Here is a 25,537-nt window from a genome sequence, read left to right on the forward strand (position 1 = left end):
ATAGTAAAGGCGCCCGAGCAGGCCGGCATTCAGCACGGCCAAGGACCCGGGCCAAGGCATCCGGAGACGAAAATGCCGCAAGAAGTTCGCTACGAACCCGCCATCGCCGTGCTCCTGCCTTGCTACAACGAGGAGCTGACGATCGCGGACGTGGTGCGGCGTTTCCGCGAAACCCTGCCTACGGCCGCAATCTATGTCTATGACAACAATTCGCGCGATCTGACGGCGCTCCGAGCCCGCGCGGCCGGCGCTAACGTCATCCGCGAGCCGCGCCAAGGCAAGGGCAATGTGGTGCGCCGCATGTTCGCCGACATCGAAGCCGACATCTATCTGATGGCCGACGGCGACGGCACCTATGCGCCGGAGGACGCGCCGCAACTGATCAACACGCTGCTCACCGAGCGCTCCGACATGGTGGTCGGGACAAGGCGAGGCGTCACCGACGATGCCGGCAGGACTGGCCATGCCTTCGGCAACAGCGTCTTCAATCGCCTCTACAAATGGCTGTTCGGCAGCGAGTTCACCGACATCTTCTCCGGCTACCGCGCCTTCACCAGGCGCTTCGTCAAGAGCTTTCCCGCCGTCTCCGGCGGCTTCGAGATCGAGACCGAAATGTCGGTCCACGCCTCGCAGCTGAAATTGCCGGTCAGCGAGATCGGGCTCGACTATGGCCGCCGGCCGGAGGGCTCCTCGTCGAAACTGTCGACCTATCGCGACGGCGCGAAGATCCTGTGGATGTTCGCCATGCTGATGAAGGAGACGCAGCCGCTGCGCTTTTTCGGCGCCTTCGCGGTGCTCTTCCTGGCATCGAGCCTGTTCCTGATGATGCCGGTGCTGATCGAGTTCGTCGAAACCGGCCTTGTCCCACGCATGCCGACCTGGGTGCTGTCGGTCGGCCTGCTGCTTCTGTCGATGTTGGCGGCGGTGACCGGGCTGATCCTCGATTCGGTATCACGCGGCCGGGCCGAGCAGAAGCGCATCTTCTATCTGTCGATGCCTTCCGGCCGGGTCGAGCGCGAACGCGCAAGCGCGCTCGCGACCTTAGAGACCGGACCGGGCAAGACCCCACGGGCGGCCTAGACCATGATCCCGAAAAGTGGGAACCGGTTTTCGGATAAGATCATGGCCAAACAAGAAAGAGTCCCATCCCCACCCCATCGGGATGGAACAGGCTCTAAGCCGAGATGAAACGTGTCCTGCGTTTCGTTTTCGCCGGCGGCGTCGGTTTCGTCGTCGACGCGGCGGCGCTGTGGCTTCTGCTGGCCTTCACGCAGCTTGGACCCTTCGTCGCACGTGTCGTCTCGATCGGCTTTGCGCTGTCCGTCACCTGGGCCATCAACCGCCACCTGACCTTCTCGCCGTCGAGCCGCGGCATCGCGCAAGAGGGCGCACGCTATGGCGGCGTCGGCATCGCCACCAGCATCTTCAATTACCTCGCCTATTGCGCCATCCTGATGGCGCTGCCGGCAATGCCGCCGCTGACGGCACTTGCCATCGCCTCGCTGGTCGCGATGGCGCTCTCCTTCCTCGGTTATTCCAGGCTGGTCTTCGATCGGTGAAGGGCTGCGCCAAGCGAAGCGCGGCCCCATATAGGTCTTAGCCGATATAGGTCTTGGGCCGATTGGCAGAAGGCGCCGAGTTCCGTATATCGCTGTCGTCGATGCATCGGCCCGAAAAGCGGAATCGATTTTCGGAAAGCACGATGGATAGATTCAAAGTGTTGGAGCGTACTTTGTGCGTCCAAATGGACGCACGTCGCTCCAAGTGCGCCGGAGAGCCGCCATGAAATTGAAAATCGCCGTCCAGATGGACCACATCTCCACCGTCTCGATTGCCGGCGACACTTCGTTTGCGCTGTCGCTGGAAGCGCAGCGCCGCGGTCACCAGCTGTTCCACTATACGCCCGACCGGCTGTCGCTGCGCGGCGGCAAGGTGTTTGCCCGCATCGAGGCAATGCAGGTCCGCGATGAGAAGGGCGATCACTATTCGCTCGGCGAAGAAGTGCGCACCGACCTGTCGGAGATGGACGTCGTCCTGCTCAGGCAGGATCCGCCCTTCGACATGAACTACATCACCTCGACGCACATACTCGAGCGTATCCATCCCAAGACGCTGGTGGTCAACGACCCGGCCTGGGTGCGCAACAGCCCGGAAAAGATCTTCGTCACCGAGTTTCCCGACCTGATGCCGGAAACGCTGATCACCAAGGATCCGCTGGAGGTCGCCGCCTTCCGCAAGGAGTTCGGCGACATCATCGTCAAGCCGCTCTACGGCAATGGCGGCGCGGGCATCTTCCATCTGCACGAGGCCGACCGCAATCTCGCCTCGCTGCTCGAGATGTTCGGCCAGATGTTCCGCGAGCCCTACATCGTGCAGCGTTATCTGAAGGACGTGCGCAAGGGCGACAAGCGTATCATCCTGATCGACGGCGAGCCGGTCGGCGCCATCAACCGGGTGCCGGCCGAGCATGATTCACGCTCCAACATGCATGTCGGCGGCCGCGCCGAAAAAACCGAACTGACGGCGCGCGAGCGCGAGATCTGCGCCCGCATCGGCCCGTCGCTGAAGGAGCGCGGTTTTATCCTCGTCGGCATCGACGTGATCGGCGACTACATGACCGAGATCAACGTGACGTCGCCGACCGGCGTGCGCGAGGTAAAACGCTTCGGCGGCGCCGATATTGCGAGCCTGTTCTGGGATGCGGTCGAGGGCAAGCGCAAGTAGCCTTCCCAGGCGCATTTCGAGCCCGCAACTCTGACGCAACTTCCTGGCAGCAATGGTATTTGTCTGTTCCCCTAATGTTCTTGCCTTGGCCGTAAATCTGTGGTTGTCTCTGGTGAAGCCGTTCGCGGCATGATCGCAGAGGCTTGGGCAAGCCTGCATCCGGGGTGAAAAAATGGTTGCGCGGGTCCGCACGGTCGCTTTCCAGGGCATCGAGGCCGTGCCGGTCGACGTGCAGGTGATGATCGCGCCGGGCAAGGTCAACATGCACATCGTCGGCCTCGCCGACAAGGCGGTGGCCGAAAGCCGCGAGCGGGTGCAGGCGGCATTGCACGCATCGGGCCTGTCGATGCCGTCGAAGAAGGTTACCGTCAATCTGGCGCCGGCGGATCTGCCGAAGGAAGGCAGCCATTACGACCTGCCGATCGCGCTCGGCCTGATGGCGGCGCTTGGCGCCATTCCGGGCGACATGCTGGCCGGCTATGTCGTGCTTGGCGAGCTGTCGCTCGACGGCACTATCGCCGCGGTGGCCGGCGCGCTGCCGGCGGCGATCGGCGCCAATGCCGAGGGCAAAGGCCTGATCTGCCCTTTCGCCTGCGGACCGGAAGCGGCCTGGGCCGGCAAGGATTTCGACATTCTGGCGCCGCGCAGCCTGATCGCCATCGCCAATCATTTTCGCGGCACCCAGGTTCTCTCGCGGCCGGAAGCCGGCATCCATGCCTCGGCGCGCGACCTGCCTGATCTCGCCGACATCAAGGGCCAGGAAACCGCCAAGCGGGCGCTCGAAGTGGCGGCCGCCGGCGGCCATAATCTGCTGATGATCGGACCGCCGGGGTCGGGAAAATCGATGCTGGCGCAGCGGTTGCCGTCGATCCTGCCGCCGCTGGCGCCGAGGGAATTGCTCGAAGTCTCGATGATCGCGTCGGTGGCCGGCGAACTCGGTGAGGGAAAACTGACCGACCGGCGGCCATTCCGCGCGCCGCACCATTCTGCCTCGATGGCGGCGATGGTCGGCGGTGGCCTGCGCGTGCGGCCGGGCGAGGCGTCGCTTGCCCATCACGGCGTGCTGTTCCTCGACGAGTTTCCCGAATTCTCGCCGCAGGCGCTCGATGCGCTGCGCCAGCCGCTGGAGACCGGCGACTGCATGATCGCCCGCGCCAATCATCGCGTCACCTATCCGGCGCGCATCCAACTGGTCGCGGCGATGAACCCGTGCCGCTGCGGCATGGCCGGCGAGCCGGGCTATCGCTGCCTACGCGGCGACCGTTGCCGCACCGATTACCAGGCGCGCATTTCGGGCCCGCTGCTCGATCGCATCGATCTCCGGATCGAAGTGCCGGCGGTCTCGGCCAGCGATCTCATCCGGCCGGACCGGGCGGAGAAAAGTGCCGCGGTGGCGCTGCGCGTGGCGCGCGCCCGCACCATCCAGCGAGAGCGTTTCGAGCGGCTCGGCGCGACCTCCGCCACCACCAACGCGCATTGCTCGCCCTCCGTCATCGAGGAGATCGCGATGCCGGATGCATCAGGCCTGGCGCTGCTCAGGGATGCCAGCGAGAAACTCGGCTTTTCCGCGCGGGCCTACCACCGCGTTTTGAAAGTGGCGCGGACGCTGGCCGATCTCGAGGCCAGCGAGACGGTCGGCCGCATCCATCTGGCCGAGGCGATTTCCTACCGCATGAGCTCGGAGCGCATGGCGCAGGCGGCGTGATACAAGGAGAGGCCGAGAACCGGCCCGGGAGATGGGATGCTCGACGCGACCTGGATAAGAAATATGCCACTAGACAGACCAACTCGATCCCCAGCGGTGGCTCTCGCCGTGGGTGCACTTGTCGCCGGTGCTGTCAGCCTTCTCGTCTTATTGCTCATTTGGTTAACCGGCTATGACGCCTGGTGGGTTCGTTCTGCGTGCGTTGGAACGGGCATTTTCTTTGGAAGTAAGGCTGCCCACCGACTGCTGAAGGAGAGGGCGTAGCCGTCGGCGCACTTCACGCAGGACCCACCCGGCCCTTTGGGCCACCCTCCCCTCAAGGGGGAGGGGACGCTTCGCTCAGGCCTGCTCTTTCGCCTTCAGCTCCAATCGCCGCGCGTGCAGCACCGGCTCGGTGTAGCCGTTGGGCTGGACGCGGCCCTTGAATACGAGGTCGCAAGCGGCGAGGAAGGCGACGGAATTGTCGAAATCGGGGGCCATCGGCTGGTAGAGCGGGTCGCCTTGGTTCTGGCGGTCGACAATGGCCGCCATGCGCCGCATCGTCTCCATTACTTGATCCTCCGTGCAGACGCCGTGGTGCAGCCAGTTGGCGATGTGCTGCGATGAGATGCGCAGCGTGGCGCGGTCCTCCATCAGGCCGACATCGTTGATGTCAGGTACTTTCGAGCAGCCGACGCCCTGGTCGATCCAGCGCACGACATAGCCCAGAATGCCTTGGGCGTTGTTGTCGAGCTCCTTCTGGATCTCTTCCGGCGACCAGTTCGGCCGCACCGCGACCGGCACCGACAATATGTCGTCGAGCTTGGCCTTCGGCCGGCTCTTCAGCGCCGCCTGCACAGCGAGAACATCGACCTTGTGATAGTGAGTGGCGTGCAGCGTCGCCGCCGTCGGCGACGGCACCCAGGCGGTGTTGGCGCCGGCCTTGGGGTGAGCGACCTTCTCCGCCAGCATCGCCGCCATCAGATCGGGCATCGCCCACATGCCCTTGCCGATCTGGGCGCGGCCGGCCAGCCCGCATTCCAGCCCGGTGTCCACGTTCCAGGCTTCGTAGGCGGCAATCCAGGCGGCCTGCTTCATGTCGCCCTTGCGGATCATCGGACCGGCTTCCATCGAGGTGTGGATCTCGTCGCCGGTGCGGTCGAGAAAGCCAGTGTTGATGAAGACGACGCGGTCTTTGGCGGCGCGGATCGCCTCCTTGAGGTTGACGGTGGTGCGCCGCTCCTCGTCCATGATGCCCATCTTGATGGTATTCGCTGGCATCTCCAGCAGCGCCTCGACGCGGTCGAAGATCTCTACGGCGAAGGCGACTTCCTCCGGCCCGTGCATCTTGGGCTTTACGACATACATCGAGCCCGCGCGGGAGTTTTGCCGGCGTCCGTTCGGCCCGACATCATGCAGCGCGATCAGCGCCGTCATCGTCGCATCCATGATGCCTTCCGGCACCTCGTTGCCGTCGCGGTCTGTGATCGCCGGATTGGTCATGAGGTGGCCGACGTTGCGGATCAGCATCAGCGAGCGGCCGGGCAGCGTCAGCGCGCCGCCATCGGGCGCGGTGTAAGAGCGGTCGGGATTGAGTTTTCGCGTAAACGTCTTGCCGCCCTTGGTGATCTCCTCGGCAAGGTCGCCCTTCATCAGGCCGAGCCAGTTGCGGTAGACCACGACCTTGTCCTGCGCATCGACTGCCGCGACCGAATCCTCGCAGTCCTGGATGGTGGTCAGCGCCGATTCCAGCACGACGTCGGCAATGCCGGCCGGATCGGTCTTGCCGATCTGATTGCTGCGGTCGATGACGATCTCGATATGCAGGCCATTCCCGGTGAGCAGGACGGCTTCGGGATTGTCGGCATCGCCGCGATAGCCGGCAAACTGTTTTGGGTCGGCAAGCGTGGTGGCGCCGGCGCCCTCGCCCAGCCGCAACATGCCGTTGGCAACCGAAAGCCCGTTCACCCCAGCCCATTTTCCCGAGGTGGCCGGCACCGACTCGTCGAGAAAACCCTTCGCCCAGGCAATGACCTTGGCGCCGCGCACGGGATTGAACTTCCCGCCCCTATCGGCGCCGTCGGTCTCGGGGATAGCGTCGGTGCCGTAGAGCGCGTCATAGAGCGAGCCCCAGCGCGCGTTGGCGGCGTTCAGCGCATAGCGCGCGTTCATCACCGGCACCACCAGCTGCGGCCCGGCAACCACCGAGATTTCCGGGTCGACATTTTCCGTCGCGACGGAGAAGGCCGGCCCCTCCGGCACGAGATAGCCGATCTCCTTGAGGAACGCCTTGTAGGCTTCCATGTCGCTGGGCGCGCCATTGTCGCGATACCAGCGGTCGATCTGATCCTGCAGGGCATCGCGCTTTTCCAGCAGCGCCCGGTTCTTCGGCGAAAGATCGTGCACGATGGCCGAGAAGCCGGTCCAGAAGGCGTTGGCGGCAATGCCGGTGCCCCGCAGCGCCTCGTTCACGACGAAATCATAAAGCTCGCGGGCAATCCGCAATCCGGCGATTTCGACGCGATCGGTCATCAGGGCTTCTCCAAGATGAAAGGCTTTGGCCGGGCCTTTGGCATGTCAGGGTAGCACGGTCAATTCAGCTTAGGGTGAAGGGGAAGATTTTCGAAGTCGGCGAAGCTGCCAATCTCCCCCCTTGAGGGGGAGATGGCCGGCAGGCCAGAGGGGGTCGGTCCGACCGGGCTCGGCCTCCTGCGACAGAAGGAAGTAGCGCTGCACGCGCGGCGACCCCCTCTGTCGCCTTCGGCGACATCTCCCCCTCGAGGGGGGAGATTACGCGCTTACACCGCAATCCTAGGCCTGCCGGACGCCACCGCCACGACATGCGCCTCGATGAACATGCGCTGGCCCTCGACAGTCGAGACGCGGAATTCGCTGGCGATTTCGATCTCGGCGCTGTCGGTGCCGGCGTCCCTGGCCCGCCCGGCGGCAATGGCGCGGACGTCGGTTTCCGCCGCCGCGATCGCCGCCGCCTCGTCATTGAAATCGCGCACGGTTTCGCCGGAGGCGACGCGAAACAGCCCTTCCTTGGGCTGGCTGACCCGCGCCTCCGCCGAGACCCTGACCTGGCCGACCACGGCGCCGAGCGCGTTGGCGACATCGGTATCCTCCGGCACGACGCAGCCGTTGCCGATGAGCGGAGGCAAGCCGGCGTAGTGCAGCGGCGCCGAGGCGCCGAGGCCGATCACCGGACGGTCGAGCGCGACGCTGAGGCGGGCAATGCCGGGGTGGGAATCGACGGCGCGCTGGACCAGCGCATGGGCGACGGTCGCCGCGCCGTCTAACCCGTCCTCGGTAAAGGCGGTTTCGAGGACGACTTCCGCTGACAGGCGAGTCAGTGTGGTCAGCACCCGTTCCGATATCGCCTCCGGCGAGGCGGCGATCGACTGTCCCCGCCCGTCGCGTTTGCGGGCGAACAGCTCCGCACCCAGACGGGCCGAAGCGGCATCCCAATTGGCCTGCTTGCCCAGCACATGGGCGGCATCCGACGGCGTGAAGCCGGCGACATGCACCAGCCCGCGCGACACCAGCCGGTTCAAGGTGGCGTTCTGCGCGTTCGAGGTCAAAAGCCTGTCGACGGCGAGCGGCACAGCACCGATCATCTCGTAAAGCTTGGCTTCGGCGCCGGTCAGGCCCGCGGCCAGCCGCTCCGGCACGCCGGTCCTGATCGCCAGGCGGCCATCCATGCGGCCGGGGTTCGGCGCGCGCAGCTGGCGTTCGAGCTCCGCTGCGACGACTTCGCCATGCATCATGCCGGCCAGCGCCAGCGGCACCAGGCGGCGCGGCCCGAGCAGGATTTTTGGGTTGAGCGCGCCATCTTCGAGCGCCACTTCGGAATCGCCGCCGAGCCCAAAAGTGCGCATGGCGACGGCCTCGACCATGGTGCGGAAGCCGCCGACGGTGGCGCCTTCCGGATCGAGCCTGGGGCGGCCCCCGTCGAGCACAGCGACATCGGTGGTGGTGCCGCCGATGTCGGAGACGACTGCATTGTCGAGGCCGGTCATGTGGCGGGCGCCAACCAGGCTGGCGGCCGGACCTGAAAGAATCGTCTCGATCGGCCGCTGGCGGGCGAAGGCCGCCGAGACCAGGGCGCCATCGCCGCGCACCACCATCAGCGGTGCGGCGATCTTGCGCGCGACAAGAAAACCTTCAGTCGCTGCCACCAGCCGGTCGATCATCGAGATCAGCCGGGCGTTGAGCAGCGTCGTCAGCGCGCGGCGCGGACCGCCGAGCTTGGCCGAAAGCTCGTGGCTGGCAGTGACCGGCAGGCCGGTCTTTTCGCGGATCAGGTCGCGAGCGGCAAGCTCATGCGCCGGGTTGCGGGTGGCGAAATAGGCGCAGACGGCAAAGCCGGACACCGAGGCGCCGAGTTCCGGCAGCGCGGCCTCCAGCCCGGACAGGTCGAGTTTTGCCGCATTGCCGTGGACATCATGGCCGCCGGTGCAGAACACCACAGGGTCGGTGCCGAGCGCCGCCTTCAGCCCGTCGCGGGCAAGGTCGCCCTCGGAAAAGCCGATCATCACCAGCGCCACGCGCCCGCCCTGGCCCTCGACCAGCGCGTTGGTGGCCAGCGTCGTCGACATCGACACCAGTTTTATGGCAGCCGGATCGGTGGCGGATTTCTCCAGCACCGCGTCGACCGCGCCCGATATGCCGACCGCGAGGTCGTGGCGCGTGGTCAGCGCCTTGGCCTTGGCCAGCACTTTTCCGCTTGGGCCACCGGCTTCAGACCACAGCACGGCGTCGGTATAGGTGCCGCCGGTGTCGATGCCGAGGAACAGGGCGGAGGATTTGGTCTTGGCGGTCATATTCTGGCAGCGGTCCGGCGAATTTCGTCCCCGCCCCTTAGCCGATACGGAACGGCGGATAAAGCCGCGAGCGCTGGGCCAAGGGACGATGACCGCGGTGACGGCCAATCTCCCCCCTCGTGGGGGAGATGTCGGGCAGGACAGAGGGGGGCGCTGTCCCGCCGGTCTTGCCATGGTTCAGGACGCGCTTCCACAGCCGCGATCACAATATGCTGGCAGACATTGTCGATGTCGCGGATGATGTCGTCATTCCAGAAGCGCAGGACGGTCCAGCCATCCCGTTCCAAACGCAATGTCCTTGCCGCGTCGCCCGCAACAGCATCACCTTGCGCATGCTGGGAGCCGTCGACCTCGACGATCAGCTTCTTCTCCGGGCAAGCGAAATCGACAATGTAACCGGCAATCGGAAATTGTCGGCGGAAGCCAAGCCCCATCAGCCGGTGCGCGCGAAGTTCGTTCCAGAGCTTCAATTCAGCTGATGTCATGACCGTGCGCATCGATCTGGCGTTTGCGCGATGTTTGGGAGGCAATGAAGTGTGAGGCATTGTGCTTGTGAAATTAGCGCTCTACGGCGCCCCCCTCTGTCCTGCCGGACATCTCCCCCACTTGGGGGGAGATTGGCGCTTGGCCGCTGCGCCAGCTACCCGACAAACCCCACGCGCTTGTGGCTGCCGTCGCAAAACGGCTTGTTGGCGGACTGGCCGCAGCGGCAAAGGAAGGTGCGTTGGGTGCGGTCGACCGTGTGGCCGGTGCCGGTGACGATCTCGAGATTGCCTTCGAGCTTGAGCGGGCCGTTGGTCGTCGGCGTCACCGTCAGCGGGCCATTCCGCGCGTCCAGCGCCGGCGTGTCCTTCAGCGCCGGCTCGCCGGTGGCGGCAAAACCTGATTTGTTGTGGCTGCCGTCGCAGAACGGCTTGTTTTCCGAAGCGCCGCAACGGCAGAGCGTGGCGCGATAAAACGTTTCGCCATTCAGCACGATCTCGGCATGCACCGCCAGCGGGCCGTTCTCCCTGATGCGCAGGGTGTTGACCACCGGCGGCTTTTCCTGCGGGCCGCCATCCTTCCTGACATAGGTGATGGCGCCCGACGGGCAGCTTTCGGCGATCGCCACGATCTTCTCGACGCTGGCCGCCTCGGGATGGATCCATTGGCCCTTCGCGTTGGGCACGAAGACATGCGGATCGCCAAGCACGCAATTGCGCAAATGGATACAGCGCCGGCCGGAAAAGCCGACATCGATTTTTTCGCCTTCGACCGTGCCTGCCATAGCTGCGCTCCTTGCTGGTGCCTTCACGCTATGGCGGTGGCCCGGACGGCGTCAAGCCGGCGTCCGGGATACCTTCTCCCCTTGTGGTGGAGGCGGTTACTATCCGACTGGCTCCAGCAGGAAAAGCTCGTCTGGCCAGATTGTCTCGGGTCGTGGCTAAACACGCTCGACGAGGCAGATTGCGACCGCTGGTTCTTTATGAGAAGGCTGGGGTGAGAACGAAAACTAATGCCGTCGGCCGAAAACTAGTGAGAGTTTACGCGATCTCGATTGGGATCGATTGATGCCTCTATAAGACAGTTGCTCACCAGCGTCACATTCCGCTAATTGATTCAAGGCAATGGAGGTTTTCTTGGAATCGCTCGAACATTATCTCGCCTCGGATTACCTCGCGGAAAAGCAGGAAATCAAAGTCATTGATCAAACGCTTGCTCAAGTTGAAGGCACCTTTTCGTATCTCTATGACCCAGAAGCCAAAGGCTGGCCCTATGAGTTTCGAGCTAGCGCACAAACGTTGTCTGCCGCAACAGAGTCACAAGGCACACTAGCAATGGCTCTGTTGGCCAGCGGCCGGATACTGGGTTACTGCCAACTACCAGCAGGAAATTTTCGAGAGAAGACAAAAGCAAGCGATCTGTTTGTTGATAGCTGGCGGAACTCTCTCAAGAACCTACTTTCCCTCCTCAAAAACGGCATTACATCTGGCACATTTGGAAATAGCAACCCTATTACTATTAGTCACGTTGCAGAGCTTACTAGACTTATCGACTCTAAGAATTTTAAGGACGAAAAAATCGTCCTAGAAGCCAACCTCCGCAAATACATCGAGATTATTAGAGACAAGATTAAGAATAGTCTTGGCTTGGATAGCGATCTTATTAAGTCGCCACAGCCGTCATGGTTATATTATAGGAGCTCTTTTGCTCCCCTGAGAACGTTAAGGGCCGCAGAGTATCTCGGTATCCTTGATTCAATAGGCCCTCAAAACCGAACATATTTCGAATCTACTCTGCACGATCATCTCTCTTTTAGCGCTATACCGGATAGCAGATTTGATCCGGCCGAATTGATGTTCTGTCTGGAAGGCCTCATGATTTGCGCAAAGGAGGCAGTTGACCGCCCCCTCCTCGACAGAATTCTAAGCGTTCTATCCGAAAAGCAGAACTCCAGTGCTCACTGGCGACCCAACAAGCCTTTCCTATCCTCTGCGACCGGACAGATTATGCTTCCTCTGAGCGTTGAGGGTGCCAATTCGCTGATGCGTTCCGTCGGCAAGATGGATGGCAATGGCATCTATGATACCTGTACTGCCAAGTGTCTTCCGCTCATAGATCGCTTTTGGCATTGGCTTCGCGCACGCTCCGTACGTTTTGAAAAGATGGGTACGAAGTGCGTTGGCTGGCATTCAGAACATGTCAATGAGCCCGACCTTGTGCACATTTGGGACACTAGCCAAGTGGCAGAGTTCATGTTCTGCTATCGCGAGATGATCAACCGGCATATCGCTGCAAAATCACTGCGGCTTTCGCATCTTGATATAAAGCGCCCTCACCCAAAAAAAGACGCTCCAGAAAATAAACTTGAACGTTGGGTAAAGAAGGTCGACGGTTTCGAACCAAACTTGGGCCATAGCGACAAAGCGAAGCAAGTTTATTCCAGTATCGGATCAGACTTCGTAGGCGGCTGGGTGGTCGGAAAGCCTACAAATTTCTCTATGCTCCTTTACGGCCCACCTGGAACGGGAAAATCAACAGTGGCAGAGAACCTTGCAGAGGTTCTTGAAGTTCCTCTTATAACAGTGACAGTCAGTGATTTCCTTGGAAGTGGTGGGGCGAATGTAGAATCTCGTGCAAAAGCCATTTTTCAGACGCTCGAGGCGCAGCAACAATGCGTTATTTTGTTCGATGAAATTGACAGCTTCCTGCTGGATAGAGACTCAAAACGTTACCGGGAGCAGGATAGTCTGTTCCAGTTCCTGACTCCGGGTATGCTCACGAAGATCAATGACCTTAGGCGACGGAAGCGATCAATCTTCATCATTGCTACGAATTACGAAAGCCGAATCGATCCCGCGATCAAGCGGGCGGGTCGAATAGACAAGTTGTATCTACTACCTCTTCCGAATCGCGCCCGGAGGAAGAAAATTCTTGAGACTGAAGGCCTAGGCGGCGATATGGACGAAGCCAAGGAGATTGAACTCGCCAAGGCTTCCGTTTTTTTCGGCTTCCCGGACTTAAAGGGGGCGGTTGTTAGCGCTCCGGACGGAAGGGCCACCGCTGATAGCGTGATTGAGAGTCTCAAACTCCGTCCACCCGCTACCAGCATCGACTCCTATTTGCTGAGGCTGGAAGACAAAGAGAGATTCCCTTACGACGAGTTGGCTGGCCTGGTTGAACTTGCCAAGGAAGTCGAACTGCCACTGCCAACGCCGACGAAGAGTCAGGGACAACGTCTCACGAAAGAAGGCCCTGTTGGATTATTCTAGGTTAAGAGCGCATCCGAGACCCGTAAAATGACCAAAGCTGTCGATCCAACCCATGAGGCAATTCTGCAGGCTTGGGAGTGTGCCCTGGTGGATACACCTGTCGTGTATCTAAGCGGACCAATCACAACCGGTCCGCGTTTGGTTAAATCTTTGCGATCGGGAATAGGCGACACCTCAGAAGTAGTCAGATTGAATACCGACGATATAGTTAGAACCGCCGCGCGCATTCGTCGGTCGCGTGACGAAGTGGTGGTCGAGCCGGCAAGCCTAAATATCAAAGGATGGTCACAGCACGACTATCTGGAGCTTTGGGGTCGCTTGATCGAGCGGCATGTGAAGCTGATGCTTTTCATGCCTGGATGGGAGTATAGCATTGGGTGCGTGACGGAGTTCGTCCAAGCTGTCAGACATCAGATCAGGACAGAACATCTTTCGGGATCAATAATAACGCTCGCAGACGCTCGTAGACTGCTCCAAGCGGCAATCGCTGATTTGTCCAGGTTTGACGAAATCAGAATCTTCAAACTAAACGCGCTTGCGGCAAGCCTAACTAACCTCCTAGGTCAATTGGATGTTTTCGATCGCTCGTCTCGTATCGTTGTCGTTGAACCATTGCGTAAAGACGCAGCACTTGATGTTCTAGCTGATAAGATGAATGTTGCACAGTTTGTTAGCTACGCACCTCGCCATGAACAGCCTAAACAGGCTTTCGCCCGCGTCGCGGGAGAAAGCCCTAATATAAAGTTCAAAAGTGTTCGCCATGCAGTTGAAACATTGTTGAACACTAGCGTTGACCGCTCGGTCAATGTTCGCTCCTACGAGCCGGAGAACCCGCAAAGTCGAGAATTTCTATACGGCCTTAGGGATATCGAACAAGTAGTAAGTGCAGTGAAGCGCCTTACGGCCGAAGGTCTGCATACTATCGTAAACGAAACGATCAATATCCATGATGGTGGTGTCTCGGGTGTTGTAATGGGAGACATTATCGAGTTTGCCCCTGACGATACTCCTCGCTGTGTCGAAAAGCCGGGAACTGCATCAGTTCCAAGAGGCTGGGGTGGAGAGCTACTAACAACGGTTTACGGTGTCCCGATCACATTCGACGTCCCATTCAATGCCCGTTTGGAGTTCAGCATTCATCCGCGGCCTCAGGGCTGGAGGCAAACCAACATGCTGGCATGGGAATACGCGGAAGAAGAATATGTTCCTTCAAATGCCAAAACCGAATGGCCCAATCGCTTCAGTAGATTCTTAGGTGACAAGGTCTATGGGTTGCTCGTGGCTCATCATGCTGGGCTGCCTATCCCGGCCACTACGGTAATTAACCGGCGCGTTGCACCATTCAGTTTTGGAAGGAAGACCAAATCTGGCGAGACTTGGATCCGAACGGCACCCGTCGAACAGGTTCCTGGCAAATTCTCAACCCACAAAGGTTGGCTTGATCCGTTCAACCTTGTTCAGAGTGAGGATCCCGCGAACAACCAGATAGTTTCGCTGTTGTCACAACAAGGTGTGCGCCAGATGTATTCGGGCGCGTTGATTGTTGGTCGCGAGGGTGAGGTCATCATAGAAGGAAAGCAAGGTGACGGGCAAACTCTCATGCTGGGATTGAGCGCTCCAGAAGAGCTGCCTACCGAGATTCAGAACGACATCCGCGAACTATACGATCGCGCCGCAGCCGCGGTTGGTCAGCCCGTGCGATTTGAGTGGGTGCACGACGGCGAACAAGCCTGGATTGTTCAGATGCATTCGGGCGCAACGCAAACAAATTACAGCTATATAACCGCTCAACCAGCTAAGTACTGGCAAGAATTTGATGTGAAAGCGGGCCTTGAAGAACTCCGACGATTGGTGGCAACGCTGCCGAGCGAAACCGGAATTGCCCTTTCCGGCCGCGTCGGACTGACGAGTCATTTCGCGGATGTTCTCCGTCGGGCTAAAGTGCCTGCCCGTATGGGCTAAAATCGGAACTAATCCCCCATCTTCAGCGCCTGGATAAAAGCCTCCTGCGGGATATCCACCTTGCCGAACTGCCGCATCCGCTTCTTGCCCTCTTTCTGCTTGTCGAGCAGCTTGCGCTTGCGCGAGACGTCGCCGCCGTAGCATTTGGCGGTGACGTCCTTGCGCAGCGCCGAGATCGTTTCGCGGGCGATGACCTTGCCGCCGATGGCGGCCTGGATCGGGATCTTGAACAGATGGTTCGGGATCAGCTCCTTCAGCTTCTCGCACATCAGGCGGCCGCGCTTTTCCGCCGCCGTGCGGTGGACCAGCATCGACAGCGCGTCGACCGGCTCCTCATTGACCAGGATCGACATCTTCACCAGGTCGCCTTCCTTGTAGTCAGTCAGGTGATAGTCGAAGGAGGCGTAGCCTTTGGAGATCGATTTTAGGCGATCATAGAAATCGAAGACGACTTCGTTAAGCGGCAGATCGTAGGTAAGCATGGCGCGCTTGCCGACATAGGACAGATCGGCCTGGATGCCGCGCCGGTCCTGGCACAGCTTTAGGATGCCGCCGAGATACTCGTCGGGTGTGAGGATGGTGGCGCGGATCCACGGCTCCTCGATGGCCGATATCTTGACCACGTCGGGCATGTCGGCCGGATTGTGCAGTTCCTTCGTCGTCCCGTCGTTCAGCAGCAGCCGGTAGACAACTGAGGGCGCGGTGGCGATGAGGTCGAGGTTGAACTCGCGCTCCAGCCGCTCCTGGATGATTTCCAGATGTAAGAGGCCAAGGAAGCCGCAGCGATAGCCGAAGCCTAGCGCGGCGCTGGTTTCCATTTCAAAGGAGAAGGAAGCGTCGTTGAGGCGCAGCTTGCCGACCGCGGCGCGCAGATCCTCGAAATCGGCGGCGTCGACGGGGAACAGGCCGCAGAACACCACCGGCTGCGCCGGCTTGAAGCCTGGCAGCGCCTGCGCCGTCTGGCGCTTGTCCTCGGTGATGGTGTCGCCGACGCGGGTGTCGGCCACTTCCTTGATCGAGCCGGTGAAGAAGCCGAACTCGCCGGGGCCGAGCTCGTCGACATTGATGCGGGCGGGCGTGAAAACGCCGGTGCGCTCGACCAGGTACTTGGCGCCGGTGCCCATCATGCGGATGGTCTGGCCCTTCTTCAGCACGCCGTCGATGACGCGGACCAGCACGATGACGCCGAGATAGGCGTCGTACCAGCTGTCGACCAGCATTGCCTTCAGCGGTGCCGCGATGTCGCCCTCGCGCGGCGGCGGCAATTCGTTGACGATAGCCTCCAGCACGTCGGGAATGCCGAGCCCCGTCTTGGCCGAGATCAGCACGGCGTTGGAGGCATCGATGCCGATCACCTCCTCGACCTGCTCCCGGATGCGCTCGGGCTCGGCAGCCGGCAGGTCGACCTTGTTCAGCACCACGACGATCTCGTGGTTGTTGTCGATCGCCTGGTAGACATTGGCCAGCGTCTGCGCCTCGACGCCTTGCGAGGCATCGACGACCAGCAGCGAGCCCTCGCAGGCGGCCAGCGACCGCGACACTTCGTAGGCGAAGTCGACATGGCCGGGCGTGTCGATCAGGTTGAGGATATAGTCCTCGCCATTGTTGGCGTGGTATTTCAGCCTGACGGTCTGCGCCTTGATGGTGATGCCGCGCTCGCGCTCGATATCCATCGAGTCCAGCACCTGCTCCTTCATGTCGCGCAGCTCCAGCCCGCCGGTGGACTGGATCAGCCGGTCGGCAAGCGTGGATTTGCCATGGTCGATATGGGCGACGATGGAGAAATTGCGGATGTTCTTGATCGGCGTTGTCATGATGAGGCGGCTTTAGCAGGGGCAGCTTGCCCGGGCAAGCGGCCGGCCAGTCGCTGCGCATGCATTGGACGCCAGCATTTGTCTGAAGCGCTTGTCCTGCCGGCCCCGGGAGCAAACTCGTTAAACTTTGATCCATCCCGTTAGAGCATAGTTCGCGCCCTGCGTGATAGGGCACACCCCGTCACCGTTTGGGGGAACCAAGACATGCTGCAAGCAGGACGTCATTTTCTCAACTCCGAGAGCGGCTCCCTTGCGCCGATACTCGCCATCGCGCTTATCCCGATGATTGCCACCCTTGGCTTTTCGCTCGACTACAACTCGGCCGTTTCGACCAAGGCATCGATGCAGAACGCGCTCGATGCCGCGACCCTGTCGATTACGACGCTGCCGACGGACACGTCATTGGCGGACCGTCAGATTAAGCTGCAGGAGTCATTTGCCGCCAATAGCGGGCAAGGCACTGCCAAACTCGACGGCTTCGTCGTCGCCGCCGACGGCACTGCCACCATCAACGCTTCGGCCGGCTTCGCCATGCCGACCAATTTCATGCAGATCGCCCACGTCCCAACGGTGCAGATCGGGGTTGCCTCGGCGGTAGTAAAGAGACCGGCGCTGGTGGAGGCCACGTTCAAGGTCAACAAGATCTCGGGCTATTGGGACAAGACGATGACGCTGTACGGCACCAAGTTCGGTGAGACGCTGGCCAACAAGCTGATGAAGATCTCCTACGTACACAACAGGTATGGCGATCCGAAAGGCTATGGAACGGCCAATGTGTATAAGATCAACGGATCGACAGAGACGCTGGCCCAGAAACAAGTATGCACGACCACCACGGTGACCAGCTTCTACGGCTTGCCCACCACCACGATCACCCAGACGAGCGGCAACACCAAATATGCGACCACCTGCGTCAACACCATGTACCCCGCCACTGGCGCTGGCGCGGTGATCGACGTCAGCCTGATGGACAAGCTCTATCTGGAGATGAAGATTCCGAATCCCAATCCTGGTCTTGGCGGCGGCAACCTGCCCACGGGCACGAAAACAACTCTGCGATCGGACAATACGGCGACGTCCAACCGGCTGTACATCGACAGCGTCGAAGTCGGGCAAGGCAAAACGGTGGACATTTTCACCGCCGTGCCATGCGGCCAACCCAGCGTGCAGGCCTGGGAAGACGGCGGCAACACGGTACCGGCTCCAGTGTCCAACGCCGACTTCTTCTATACCGTGACCGGCAAGTGCGCCTTCAACAAGCGGCCTTCGGAAACGGTGCTCATACAATAGGCCGGCGGTCATAGCGGGGCGCGCCGCAAAAGAGACCTCCTATCGCATCGTCCCATCACAAACGCCGCCCGGCCTTCGGGCGGCGTTGTCGTTTGGGCCGCTATCGCGACGACTCGATCGTCCCTGGGGGCATCGCGCTGGCGAGGAAAACCGGGCCACCGATCACGAAGCGGTGATGGCTGTAACGAAGTCTCAGGTCGCGGCGAAGAGCTGATGGGATCGCCATTTCCGGCGCGCCACCAACTCCAGAGGAGACCAGCATGACCGACTTCACCCGCCTGACGCTGCCGGCGCTTGCCTTCGCGCTTTGCTCGACGGCGCTTTTCGCCGGCGGCATCGCCCGCGCCGAGGATGCGATGAAGCCCGCTGACCCGATGGCCACCGATGCCATGAAGCCCGCCGATGCCATGGCCACCGACGCGATGAAGCCGGCCGACCCGATGGCCGCCGAAAAGATGAAGGACTGCATGGACAAGGCAGCCATGGAAACTGACGCGATGAAGAAGGACGAGGCAACGAAGGCCTGCGACGCGATGGGGATGGCCAAGTAGGTCTTGTCGGCCTCGGCAGTCCCTGGCCGTCCCTGTCCAGGTCGGGGACGGCCTTGGCGGCCCGGCGCGGGCAACCTGCGCCGGCGCAGCAATCCAAAAACGCACGGCCCGATATGCACGGCAATGTGAGACGCCGGCGGACCCAAATGTTCTATAGTCACAACACCATCATGGGAGATCAGACATGACCGGTATTCGAGAACCATTTGCGAGACGGTCGACGCGCTTCCCCAGGAGCGCTCTTGCGGCGCTGATGCTCGCCGCGGCCGGCGCCGCCTTGTGGCAGACGCCGGCGATCTCGGCCGAGGCGGCGGTGGTGATCCCGCCGCCGGCGATGGACGAAAAACCCGCTAGCGGCACCGAGAAGGCGGTCTTCGCCGGCGGCTGCTTCTGGGGCGTGCAAGGCGTGTTCCAGCACGTCAGGGGCGTGACCAGCGCCGTCTCCGGCTATGCCGGCGGCGACAAGGACACCGCCGTCTACGAGACGGTCGGCACCGGCCGGACCGGGCACGCCGAAGCCGTCGAGATTACCTACGAGCCGACAGAGGTGACCTACGGCCAGTTGCTGCAGGTGTATTTCTCGGTCGCGCACAACCCGACGCAACTGAACTACCAGGGGCCGGACCGCGGCCCCCAATACCGTTCGACGATCTTTGCCGAAAGCGACGCCCAGAAGAAGATCGCCGAGAGCTATATCGCCCAGCTCGACAAGGCGAAGGTGTTTCCGGAGCCGATCGTGACCACGCTGGAGACCGGAAAACCCTTCTACCCGGCCGAGGACTATCACCAGGACTTTTTGACGCTGAACCCGACCTATCCCTACATCGTCTACAACGACCTGCCCAAGGTCGAGAATTTGAAGACGCTCTTTCCGGATCTCTACAGCGAGAAGCCGGTGCTGGTGATGGCCGCCAACAAGAGCTGATTTTCTTTTCGCGGGCGGCGGACGGCGACGCCTGCCCATCAGACGTCGGCGGGAAAGCGCCCCCCTCTGTCCTGCCGGACATCTCCCCCACTTGGGGGGAGATCGGCAGCTTTGCCATCCCGCCCTTCCTTCAACGTTGGAGATTGGCGAAGGCCGAGGTGACATCCAATCTCCCCCTCGTGGGGGAGATGGCCGGCAGGCCAGAGGGGGGCATGAAGGATCGCCGGCGTTGCTGTGCAGCGGTTCTTGTCGTTGTCCCAAAACCGCTGCGCACTTTTGGGCGACATGGATTATTGCACGCCCAGAAATTGCCTGAGCTCCGGCGTCCTCGGGTTGGCGAAGACGTCCTCGGGGGCGCCGATCTCGTGGACGCGGCCCTGATGCATGAAGACGACGCGCGAGCAGACGTCGCGGGCGAAGCGCATCTCATGGGTGACCATCACCAGCGTCATGCCTTCCGCAGCCAATTCCTTGACGACGGCCAGCACTTCGGCAACGAGTTCGGGGTCGAGCGCCGAGGTGATCTCGTCGCATAGCAGCGCGATGGGCTGCATGGCGAGCGCCCGGGCGATCGCCACGCGCTGCTGCTGGCCGCCGGACAGTTCGTCCGGCAATGCGTCGAACTTGTGGGCGAGACCGACGCGGTCGAGCATTTTACGCGCGACCGCTTCGGCGTCCTTTTTCGGCGTCTTCTTCACCACCATCTGCGACAGCATGACATTGCCGCCAGCCGTGAGATGCGGGAACAGGTTGAATTGCTGAAAAATCATGCCGACCTTCAGGCGCAGCGCCTTGAGATGAACCTCGTCGGGCAGGAACTGGGCGCCGGCGACGACGATCGAGCCTTCATCGATGGTCTCCAGCCCGTTGATGCAGCGCAGCAGCGTCGACTTGCCCGAACCGCTCTTGCCGATGATGGCGACGACCTCGCCCGGCGCGATGTCGACGGAAATCCCCTTCAGCACCTCATTGTCGCCGAAACGCTTCTTCACCTCAGTGATTGCGATGAGCGACATCGAGCTTCCTTTCTAGGAGCTGGCTGGATTTCGACAGCGGCCAGCACAAAGCAAAGTAGATGAGCGCGACCAGGCCATAGACGGTGAACGGCTGGAACGTGGCGTTGGTGACGATCGAACCGGCCTTCGACAATTCGACGAAGCCGATAATGGAGGTGAGCGCGGTGCCCTTCACCACCTGCACCGAGAAGCCGACCGTCGGCGGCACCGCCACTTTCAGCGCCTGCGGCAGGATGACGTAGCGCATCTGCTGGAGATAACCCATGCCGAGGCTGGCGGACGCCTCCCACTGGCCCTTGGCGATGCTCTCGACGCAGCCGCGCCAGATCTCGGCGAGGAAGGCGGCGGTCCACAGGATGAGCGCGACACAAGCGGCAAGCCAGGCGGGAACGTCGATGCCGAACAGGCCAATCCCAAAGAAAGCGAGAAAGAGCTGCATCAGGAGCGGCGTGCCCTGGAACAGCTGGATGTAGCCGCGTGATAGAAGCCGTGCCCAGCGCCGGCCGCCGATGCGCAGGAAAAGCAGGGCCGCTCCGACGATGCCGCCACCGATGAAGGAGACCAGCGAGAGGACAACGGTCCAGCGGGCGGCCAAAAGCAGGTTGCGCAGGATGTCCCAGAAGCTGAACTCGGTCATGGCGCATGTCTCATCGCGACGCCTTTCTCAGGAACAGCATCCAGCCCAGGCCAGCCAGCATCTGGCGCAGCAGGATCGCGAGGGCCAGGTAGATCAAGGTAGAGACGATGTAGGTTTCGAAGGCCCTGAAATTGCGCGACTGGATAAAGTTGGCGGCGAAGGTCAGGTCCTCAGCGGCGATCTGCGAGACGACGGCAGAACCAAGCATGACGATGACGATCTGCGACGACAGCGCAGGCCAGATGCGCTGCAGCGCCGGGACCAGAACCACGTGCCAGAAGGTCTGGAACGGGGTCATGGCGAGGCTGGCGCCGGCCTCGAACTGGCCGCGTGGCGTGGCCTGGATGCCGGCGCGGATGATCTCGCAGCTGTAGGCGCCGAGGTTGACGATCATGGCGAGGTTGGCCGCGCTCAGTTCCGACATCCTGATGCCAAGTGATGGGAGGCCGAAGAAGATGAAGAACAGCTGGATCAGAAAGGGCGTGTTGCGGATCAGCTCGACATAGGTCGCGACGACGGGTTTCAGCCATTTCGGCCCGAGGGCGCGCACCCAGGCGCAGGCAATGCCCAATGCCACGCCGAACACCGCGCCGATCAGGATGAGCTGCACGGTGATCCGGATGCCCTTGAGCAGCACCGGCAGAGAATCGATCAGCCAGCCGAAATCGAACTGATAGGTCATGGCTTGCTGTCTGACCTAAACCACACGCGGCGGGCGGCGATCACAGGTCAGCCGGCAGGTCCACCTTCAGCCATTTTTGCGAAATCGCGTTGAGGGCGCCGTCGGACCTGGCGGCGGCGATGATCCCGTTGACCTTGGCCATCAACGCCGGCTGCTCCTTGTTCATGCCGATGTAGCAAGGCGAGTTCTTGATCAGGAATTTGAGCTCGGGCCGCTTGGGCGGGTTCTTTTCGATAATGGCGGCGGCGACGACATTCCCGGTCGCGATCACCTCGACCTGGCCCGAAAGGAAGGCTGAAATAGTGCCGTTATTGTCCTCGTAGCGCTTGATCTCAACGCTCGCGGGCGCGACCTTGGTCAGTTCGAGGTCTTCGATCGCGCCGCGGGTGACGCCAATGGTCTTGCCGGCGAGGTCTTCCGCCTTTGCGACCGCGACATCCGCCGGAGCGAACACGCCGTTGTAGAAGGGGGCGTAGGCCTCGGAGAAGTCGATGACCTTCTCGCGATCGGGATTCTTGCCGAGGCTGGAGATGACCAGGTCGACCTTGTTGGTCTGAAGATAGGGAATGCGGTTGGCGCTGGTGACCGGGACGATCTCGACCTTGGCGCCGAGCTTTTCGCCAATCAGATTGGCGATATCAATGTCGTAGCCTTGCGGCGTCATGTCGGCGCCAACACTGCCGAAGGGCGGGAAATCCTGTGGAACGGCGATGCGGACGGTGCCCCGCGCGCCGATGTCGCTCAAGACGTCAGCCCGCGCCCGCGAAGACGGGGCCATGGCCATCCCGACCACGGCGGCCAAGGCCAGCATGCACATATTGCGACGGTTCATTATTTTCCCCTTTGACTGGACAAACCAATTGGTCGCCAGGGCAAAGCAACAGACATGCCAAACCATCGAAATCGGCGGGAATCGGGCTTCCCCTGTAGGATTGGATAAGGCCGCTTTCGCGACCCATGCCGCCCGACTGGCAGGTTGCCTAAATATTGTGCAGATAATTCTTGTGGCGGATTTGGCGTCGTGCGGAGCGGACGGTCCGCTATGCCGTCCCTTTGCGCCACGGCAGGCTCCAGCGCAGCTTTTCCGGCGTGGCCCCGGCCGCAGTCGATGTCGGGGCGGGCTTCGTCTCGCGAAAATGCGCCGAGCCCTGCGGCGGGTAGGCGTGGGTGTTGTTGAGGGCGAGCTTCTCGATCTGGCTGAAGTCGGGGAAAGGCAGGTTTTCCGCCTCGCGCCAGTCGCTGACCCGTTTTTCGGCCGCGATGCGTTTTTCTTCATCGGCCGGCAGATCGGCGGCGGTGTACTCCAACTGCGAGGGGAAGGCGAACTGCGTGCCGGCATCGTCCATGATGTTGATGATGGACAAAAGGATGTCCTCGCGTATGGCGAGGAACTCGGACCCGTCCGCCGTCATGACATAGGTCGACACCTCGATGTCGAGCGAATAGGGGCCGAAGCCGACAAAGCGCACGTGACACGGATCGTCGATGACGCGCGGATGCGCGATCAGCAGCTTGCGCAGCTCGGCCAAAGTATAGCGCAACTGATCGGGCGTGGTCTCGTAGCGCAGTTGCAGCGTCGTCGCGAAACGGGTGCGGTCGCGATGCGCGTAATTTTCGATCTGCATGCCGGCGAAGTCCGAATTGGGCACCGAGATGATTGTGCGGTCGGGCGATCTTATGCGGGTCGAGCGCATGCCGATATGCTCGATGGTGCCCGACTGTCCGCCGAACTTGCAGAAGTCGCCGACGCTGACCGGCCGGTCAGCGTAGAGCGTGAGGCCGGAGAGGAAATTCTGCAGCGTCGGCTGCGCCGCCAGCGCCACGGCGAGGCCGCCGATGCCGAGGCCGGCGATGACGCCTTCATAGGGGATGGCAAGCACTTCGGCCAACAGCAGGAAGGCGACGACCAGCACGGCCACGCGGGCCACGCCGGTGGACAGCGAGATCAGCGTGTCGTGATAGCCGGGCACCTGCCACATATTGCGGTAACGATCGGCGATCCTGCCGATCAGATGCCAGACCACCGGAACGAAGCCGATCACGATCAGGCTCCAGGCCACTGCCTTCACTGGTGCTGCGACCACTTGCGGCAGGCCGAGCGGGCGCAATGCCACCAAAAGGAAAAGACCTAGGAAGATCGCGCGCACCGCCCATTCGACTACGCGTAAGAAACCCGACCGCTGCGAACGATTCTGACTGGGCGCAAAAAAGGAAATGACCGCATTGGCGATGAAGCCGAAGGCAATGCCGGCCAGCACTGCGAGGCCGAGCATCCACCATTGCCAGCGCTCCATCGGTCCGGCGCGGGTGAGCAGGCGGGGGCTGATCTCGCGCGCCAGGCCACGCGTGGCGAAGAACGGGTCGTTGCTGGCGAAAGCGGCGAATTCCGGCGCCACCGGGACCTCTTCCACATCGGCATAGAGCGTGCGGATGTTGGCGAGCGTCTCGGGCGTGAATTGCCAGATCTTGCCGTTGCCGGTGCCAGCGGGGTCCGTTTCCACCGGGCCGATGACGATGTTGCCGGACGGATGCTCGAAATAGACATAGGGCGTGTTGCTTTTGGGATCGTCCGGAATTTCCTGCCAGTAGACATAGCCGATACGATCGATGACCTTCTTCAGATAGCGCTCGAGAAGGACCGCCTCGTCGGCGCGCACGGCTGGAGTGTAATCGCGCAGATCAAGCGCCGCCTGTGCCGGGTCGCCGGCCTCGGTGACGCCGCTGAGCAGCACCTTGAACGCATCGCGCGGCGAGGCAAGCTTGCTCGGACTGTCGACCATGTCGACGGCTTCGCCGCGGGCCGCCTGGAATTCGGCGAGCTTGGCCTGGAGCGGGCCGAGCGGCGGCCCGACGATGAACCACTCGCCTTGTCTGCGGCGGAAGGTGACGTCGAAGGAGACGTTGGTGCCATATTGCTGGAGCTTGGCGCTCACCTCGTCGCCCGCGATCGCGTCATGCGGCAGGCTCCAGAGGCGGAAGGTCGCATTGTCGATGACATTGAACAGAAGCTTGGTGTAGTCGGGCATGTTGAGGCCGCCACGGTCGGCGTCGGCGACATCGACCAACCCGGCCGCTCGGGCGGCGAGGCCCATGCCGCCGCCGGTTGCGCGCGGCACATTGTCGGCGCCGCTCTCGTTCATCGCCTGCAGGAACGAGCGCATGGTCGTCATCGGGCTGGTCTGGTCGACACGGATCTCCTCGACGGCGCTGACGCGCACGCCTGTCCACCATTCGGCAGTAGCGGTTTCGAAGCGCCCCATGAAGCTCTCGCCGTCGGGCGACTGAACGAAGAGGAAAGCGCCCTGGCGGTTGCCCTCGAACCAGCGTCCGACAAGCTTTTCGCCTTCGGCCTTTGCCTCGATGCGGCCATTATAGAGCGGGTAGACGCCCTTCACCTCGGCGCCGGTCTGCTCGAACGTGATCTCGGCGCCGCCGCCGCGCCATTTCGTGTCCCAAACACCGGTCCAGTTGGCACCGGTCCAGTTGGCCGTGTCCTGGGCATGCGCCGGCTGCAGGAACGGCAGCAGGCCGGCCAAGGCAAGCGCCGCGATCAGAGCGATCATGCGGATCAGGACCAAGGCCACTCGATCTGATGCGACGGGGACACCGCTCATTGCATTGTCCTTCTTCTCGCCCGCGCAGCAGGGGCCGGACTGTCGAAGAAGGGTTATTGC

18 protein-coding genes and 1 pseudogene are annotated in these 25,537 nt (G+C 61.8%); 9 read left to right on the forward strand and 10 right to left on the reverse strand.

Annotation, left to right across the window (positions count from 1 at the left end):
* Positions 1-72: 72 nt before the first annotated feature.
* From CIT25_RS11720 to CIT25_RS11735, 4 genes are all read left to right on the forward strand, one after another.
* Positions 73-1,080 carry a glycosyltransferase gene (locus CIT25_RS11720; RefSeq protein ID WP_095484673.1) on the forward strand — a complete coding sequence of 336 codons (1,008 nt, stop codon included), beginning with the start codon at positions 73-75 and terminating at the stop codon, positions 1,078-1,080.
* A gap of 104 nt (positions 1,081-1,184) precedes the next feature.
* Positions 1,185-1,559 carry a GtrA family protein gene (locus tag CIT25_RS11725; protein ID WP_095484674.1) on the forward strand — a complete coding sequence of 125 codons (375 nt, stop codon included), beginning with the start codon at positions 1,185-1,187 and terminating at the stop codon, positions 1,557-1,559.
* Positions 1,560-1,782: 223 nt separating this feature from the next.
* Complete coding sequence (gshB, locus tag CIT25_RS11730; RefSeq protein ID WP_095484675.1) at positions 1,783-2,724, forward strand: glutathione synthase; 942 nt, start codon at positions 1,783-1,785, stop codon at positions 2,722-2,724.
* Between the two features lie 172 nt (positions 2,725-2,896).
* On the forward strand, positions 2,897-4,429 hold the full coding sequence (locus CIT25_RS11735) for a YifB family Mg chelatase-like AAA ATPase (RefSeq protein WP_095484676.1): 1,533 nt from the start codon (positions 2,897-2,899) through the stop codon (positions 4,427-4,429).
* Positions 4,430-4,768: 339 nt separating this feature from the next.
* Here the strand turns inward: CIT25_RS11735 and CIT25_RS11740 are convergent, their stop codons facing one another.
* From CIT25_RS11740 to CIT25_RS11755, 4 genes and pseudogenes are all read right to left on the reverse strand, one after another.
* The gene (locus CIT25_RS11740) at positions 4,769-6,940 is read right to left on the reverse strand and encodes a malate synthase G (protein WP_095484677.1); all 2,172 of its coding nucleotides are present in this window, start codon (positions 6,938-6,940) and stop codon (positions 4,769-4,771) included.
* 266 nt (positions 6,941-7,206) lie between these two features.
* Entirely contained in the window at positions 7,207-9,234 is a 2,028-nt protein-coding gene (locus tag CIT25_RS11745) for a hydantoinase/oxoprolinase family protein (RefSeq protein WP_095484678.1), read from the reverse strand.
* 194 nt (positions 9,235-9,428) lie between these two features.
* Positions 9,429-9,779, reverse strand: a pseudogene (locus CIT25_RS11750) (endonuclease domain-containing protein); the annotation flags it as partial.
* Between the two features lie 95 nt (positions 9,780-9,874).
* Positions 9,875-10,501 (reverse strand): CDGSH iron-sulfur domain-containing protein, encoded by a 627-nt coding sequence (locus CIT25_RS11755; protein WP_095484679.1) that lies wholly within the window; start codon positions 10,499-10,501, stop codon positions 9,875-9,877.
* Positions 10,502-10,853: 352 nt separating this feature from the next.
* Between CIT25_RS11755 and CIT25_RS11760 the strand changes: the two genes are divergently transcribed.
* Positions 10,854-12,986 carry an ATP-binding protein gene (locus CIT25_RS11760; RefSeq protein WP_158302541.1) on the forward strand — a complete coding sequence of 711 codons (2,133 nt, stop codon included), beginning with the start codon at positions 10,854-10,856 and terminating at the stop codon, positions 12,984-12,986.
* Positions 12,987-13,013: 27 nt separating this feature from the next.
* Positions 13,014-14,948: a hypothetical protein gene (locus CIT25_RS11765; protein WP_245329824.1), complete on the forward strand. Its 1,935-nt coding sequence runs from the start codon at positions 13,014-13,016 to the stop codon at positions 14,946-14,948.
* Between the two features lie 8 nt (positions 14,949-14,956).
* On the opposite strand, the gene lepA is transcribed toward CIT25_RS11765, so the two are convergent.
* Positions 14,957-16,762 (reverse strand): translation elongation factor 4, encoded by a 1,806-nt coding sequence (lepA, locus tag CIT25_RS11770; protein ID WP_095484681.1) that lies wholly within the window; start codon positions 16,760-16,762, stop codon positions 14,957-14,959.
* 204 nt (positions 16,763-16,966) lie between these two features.
* Here lepA and CIT25_RS11775 point away from each other — a divergent pair, with 204 nt between their 5' ends.
* The 3 genes from CIT25_RS11775 to msrA all read left to right on the forward strand — a co-directional run bounded on the left by CIT25_RS11775 (position 16,967) and on the right by msrA (position 19,528).
* Positions 16,967-18,052 carry a TadE/TadG family type IV pilus assembly protein gene (locus CIT25_RS11775; RefSeq protein WP_095484682.1) on the forward strand — a complete coding sequence of 362 codons (1,086 nt, stop codon included), beginning with the start codon at positions 16,967-16,969 and terminating at the stop codon, positions 18,050-18,052.
* A gap of 260 nt (positions 18,053-18,312) precedes the next feature.
* Positions 18,313-18,603, forward strand: a complete 291-nt coding sequence (locus CIT25_RS11780; RefSeq protein ID WP_095484683.1) for a pentapeptide MXKDX repeat protein — start codon at positions 18,313-18,315, stop codon at positions 18,601-18,603.
* A 184-nt stretch (positions 18,604-18,787) separates the two neighbouring features.
* Positions 18,788-19,528 (forward strand): peptide-methionine (S)-S-oxide reductase MsrA, encoded by a 741-nt coding sequence (gene msrA, locus CIT25_RS11785; protein ID WP_095484684.1) that lies wholly within the window; start codon positions 18,788-18,790, stop codon positions 19,526-19,528.
* Between the two features lie 290 nt (positions 19,529-19,818).
* On the opposite strand, the gene CIT25_RS11790 is transcribed toward msrA, so the two are convergent.
* From CIT25_RS11790 to CIT25_RS11810, 5 genes are all read right to left on the reverse strand, one after another.
* Complete coding sequence (locus CIT25_RS11790) at positions 19,819-20,544, reverse strand: amino acid ABC transporter ATP-binding protein (protein WP_095484685.1); 726 nt, start codon at positions 20,542-20,544, stop codon at positions 19,819-19,821.
* Positions 20,522-21,181 (reverse strand): amino acid ABC transporter permease, encoded by a 660-nt coding sequence (locus CIT25_RS11795; protein WP_095484686.1) that lies wholly within the window; start codon positions 21,179-21,181, stop codon positions 20,522-20,524. Before CIT25_RS11795 ends, CIT25_RS11790 begins: the two co-directional genes overlap by 23 nt.
* A gap of 10 nt (positions 21,182-21,191) precedes the next feature.
* Positions 21,192-21,863 carry an amino acid ABC transporter permease gene (locus CIT25_RS11800; RefSeq protein ID WP_095484687.1) on the reverse strand — a complete coding sequence of 224 codons (672 nt, stop codon included), beginning with the start codon at positions 21,861-21,863 and terminating at the stop codon, positions 21,192-21,194.
* 40 nt (positions 21,864-21,903) lie between these two features.
* The gene (locus CIT25_RS11805; protein WP_425351740.1) at positions 21,904-22,695 is read right to left on the reverse strand and encodes a transporter substrate-binding domain-containing protein; all 792 of its coding nucleotides are present in this window, start codon (positions 22,693-22,695) and stop codon (positions 21,904-21,906) included.
* Positions 22,696-22,903: 208 nt separating this feature from the next.
* On the reverse strand, positions 22,904-25,477 hold the full coding sequence (locus CIT25_RS11810) for a mechanosensitive ion channel family protein (RefSeq protein WP_095484688.1): 2,574 nt from the start codon (positions 25,475-25,477) through the stop codon (positions 22,904-22,906).
* Between the last annotated feature and the right edge of the window lie 60 nt (positions 25,478-25,537).

Source organism: Mesorhizobium mediterraneum (assembly GCF_002284565.1).
GTDB lineage: Bacteria > Pseudomonadota > Alphaproteobacteria > Rhizobiales > Rhizobiaceae > Mesorhizobium > Mesorhizobium mediterraneum.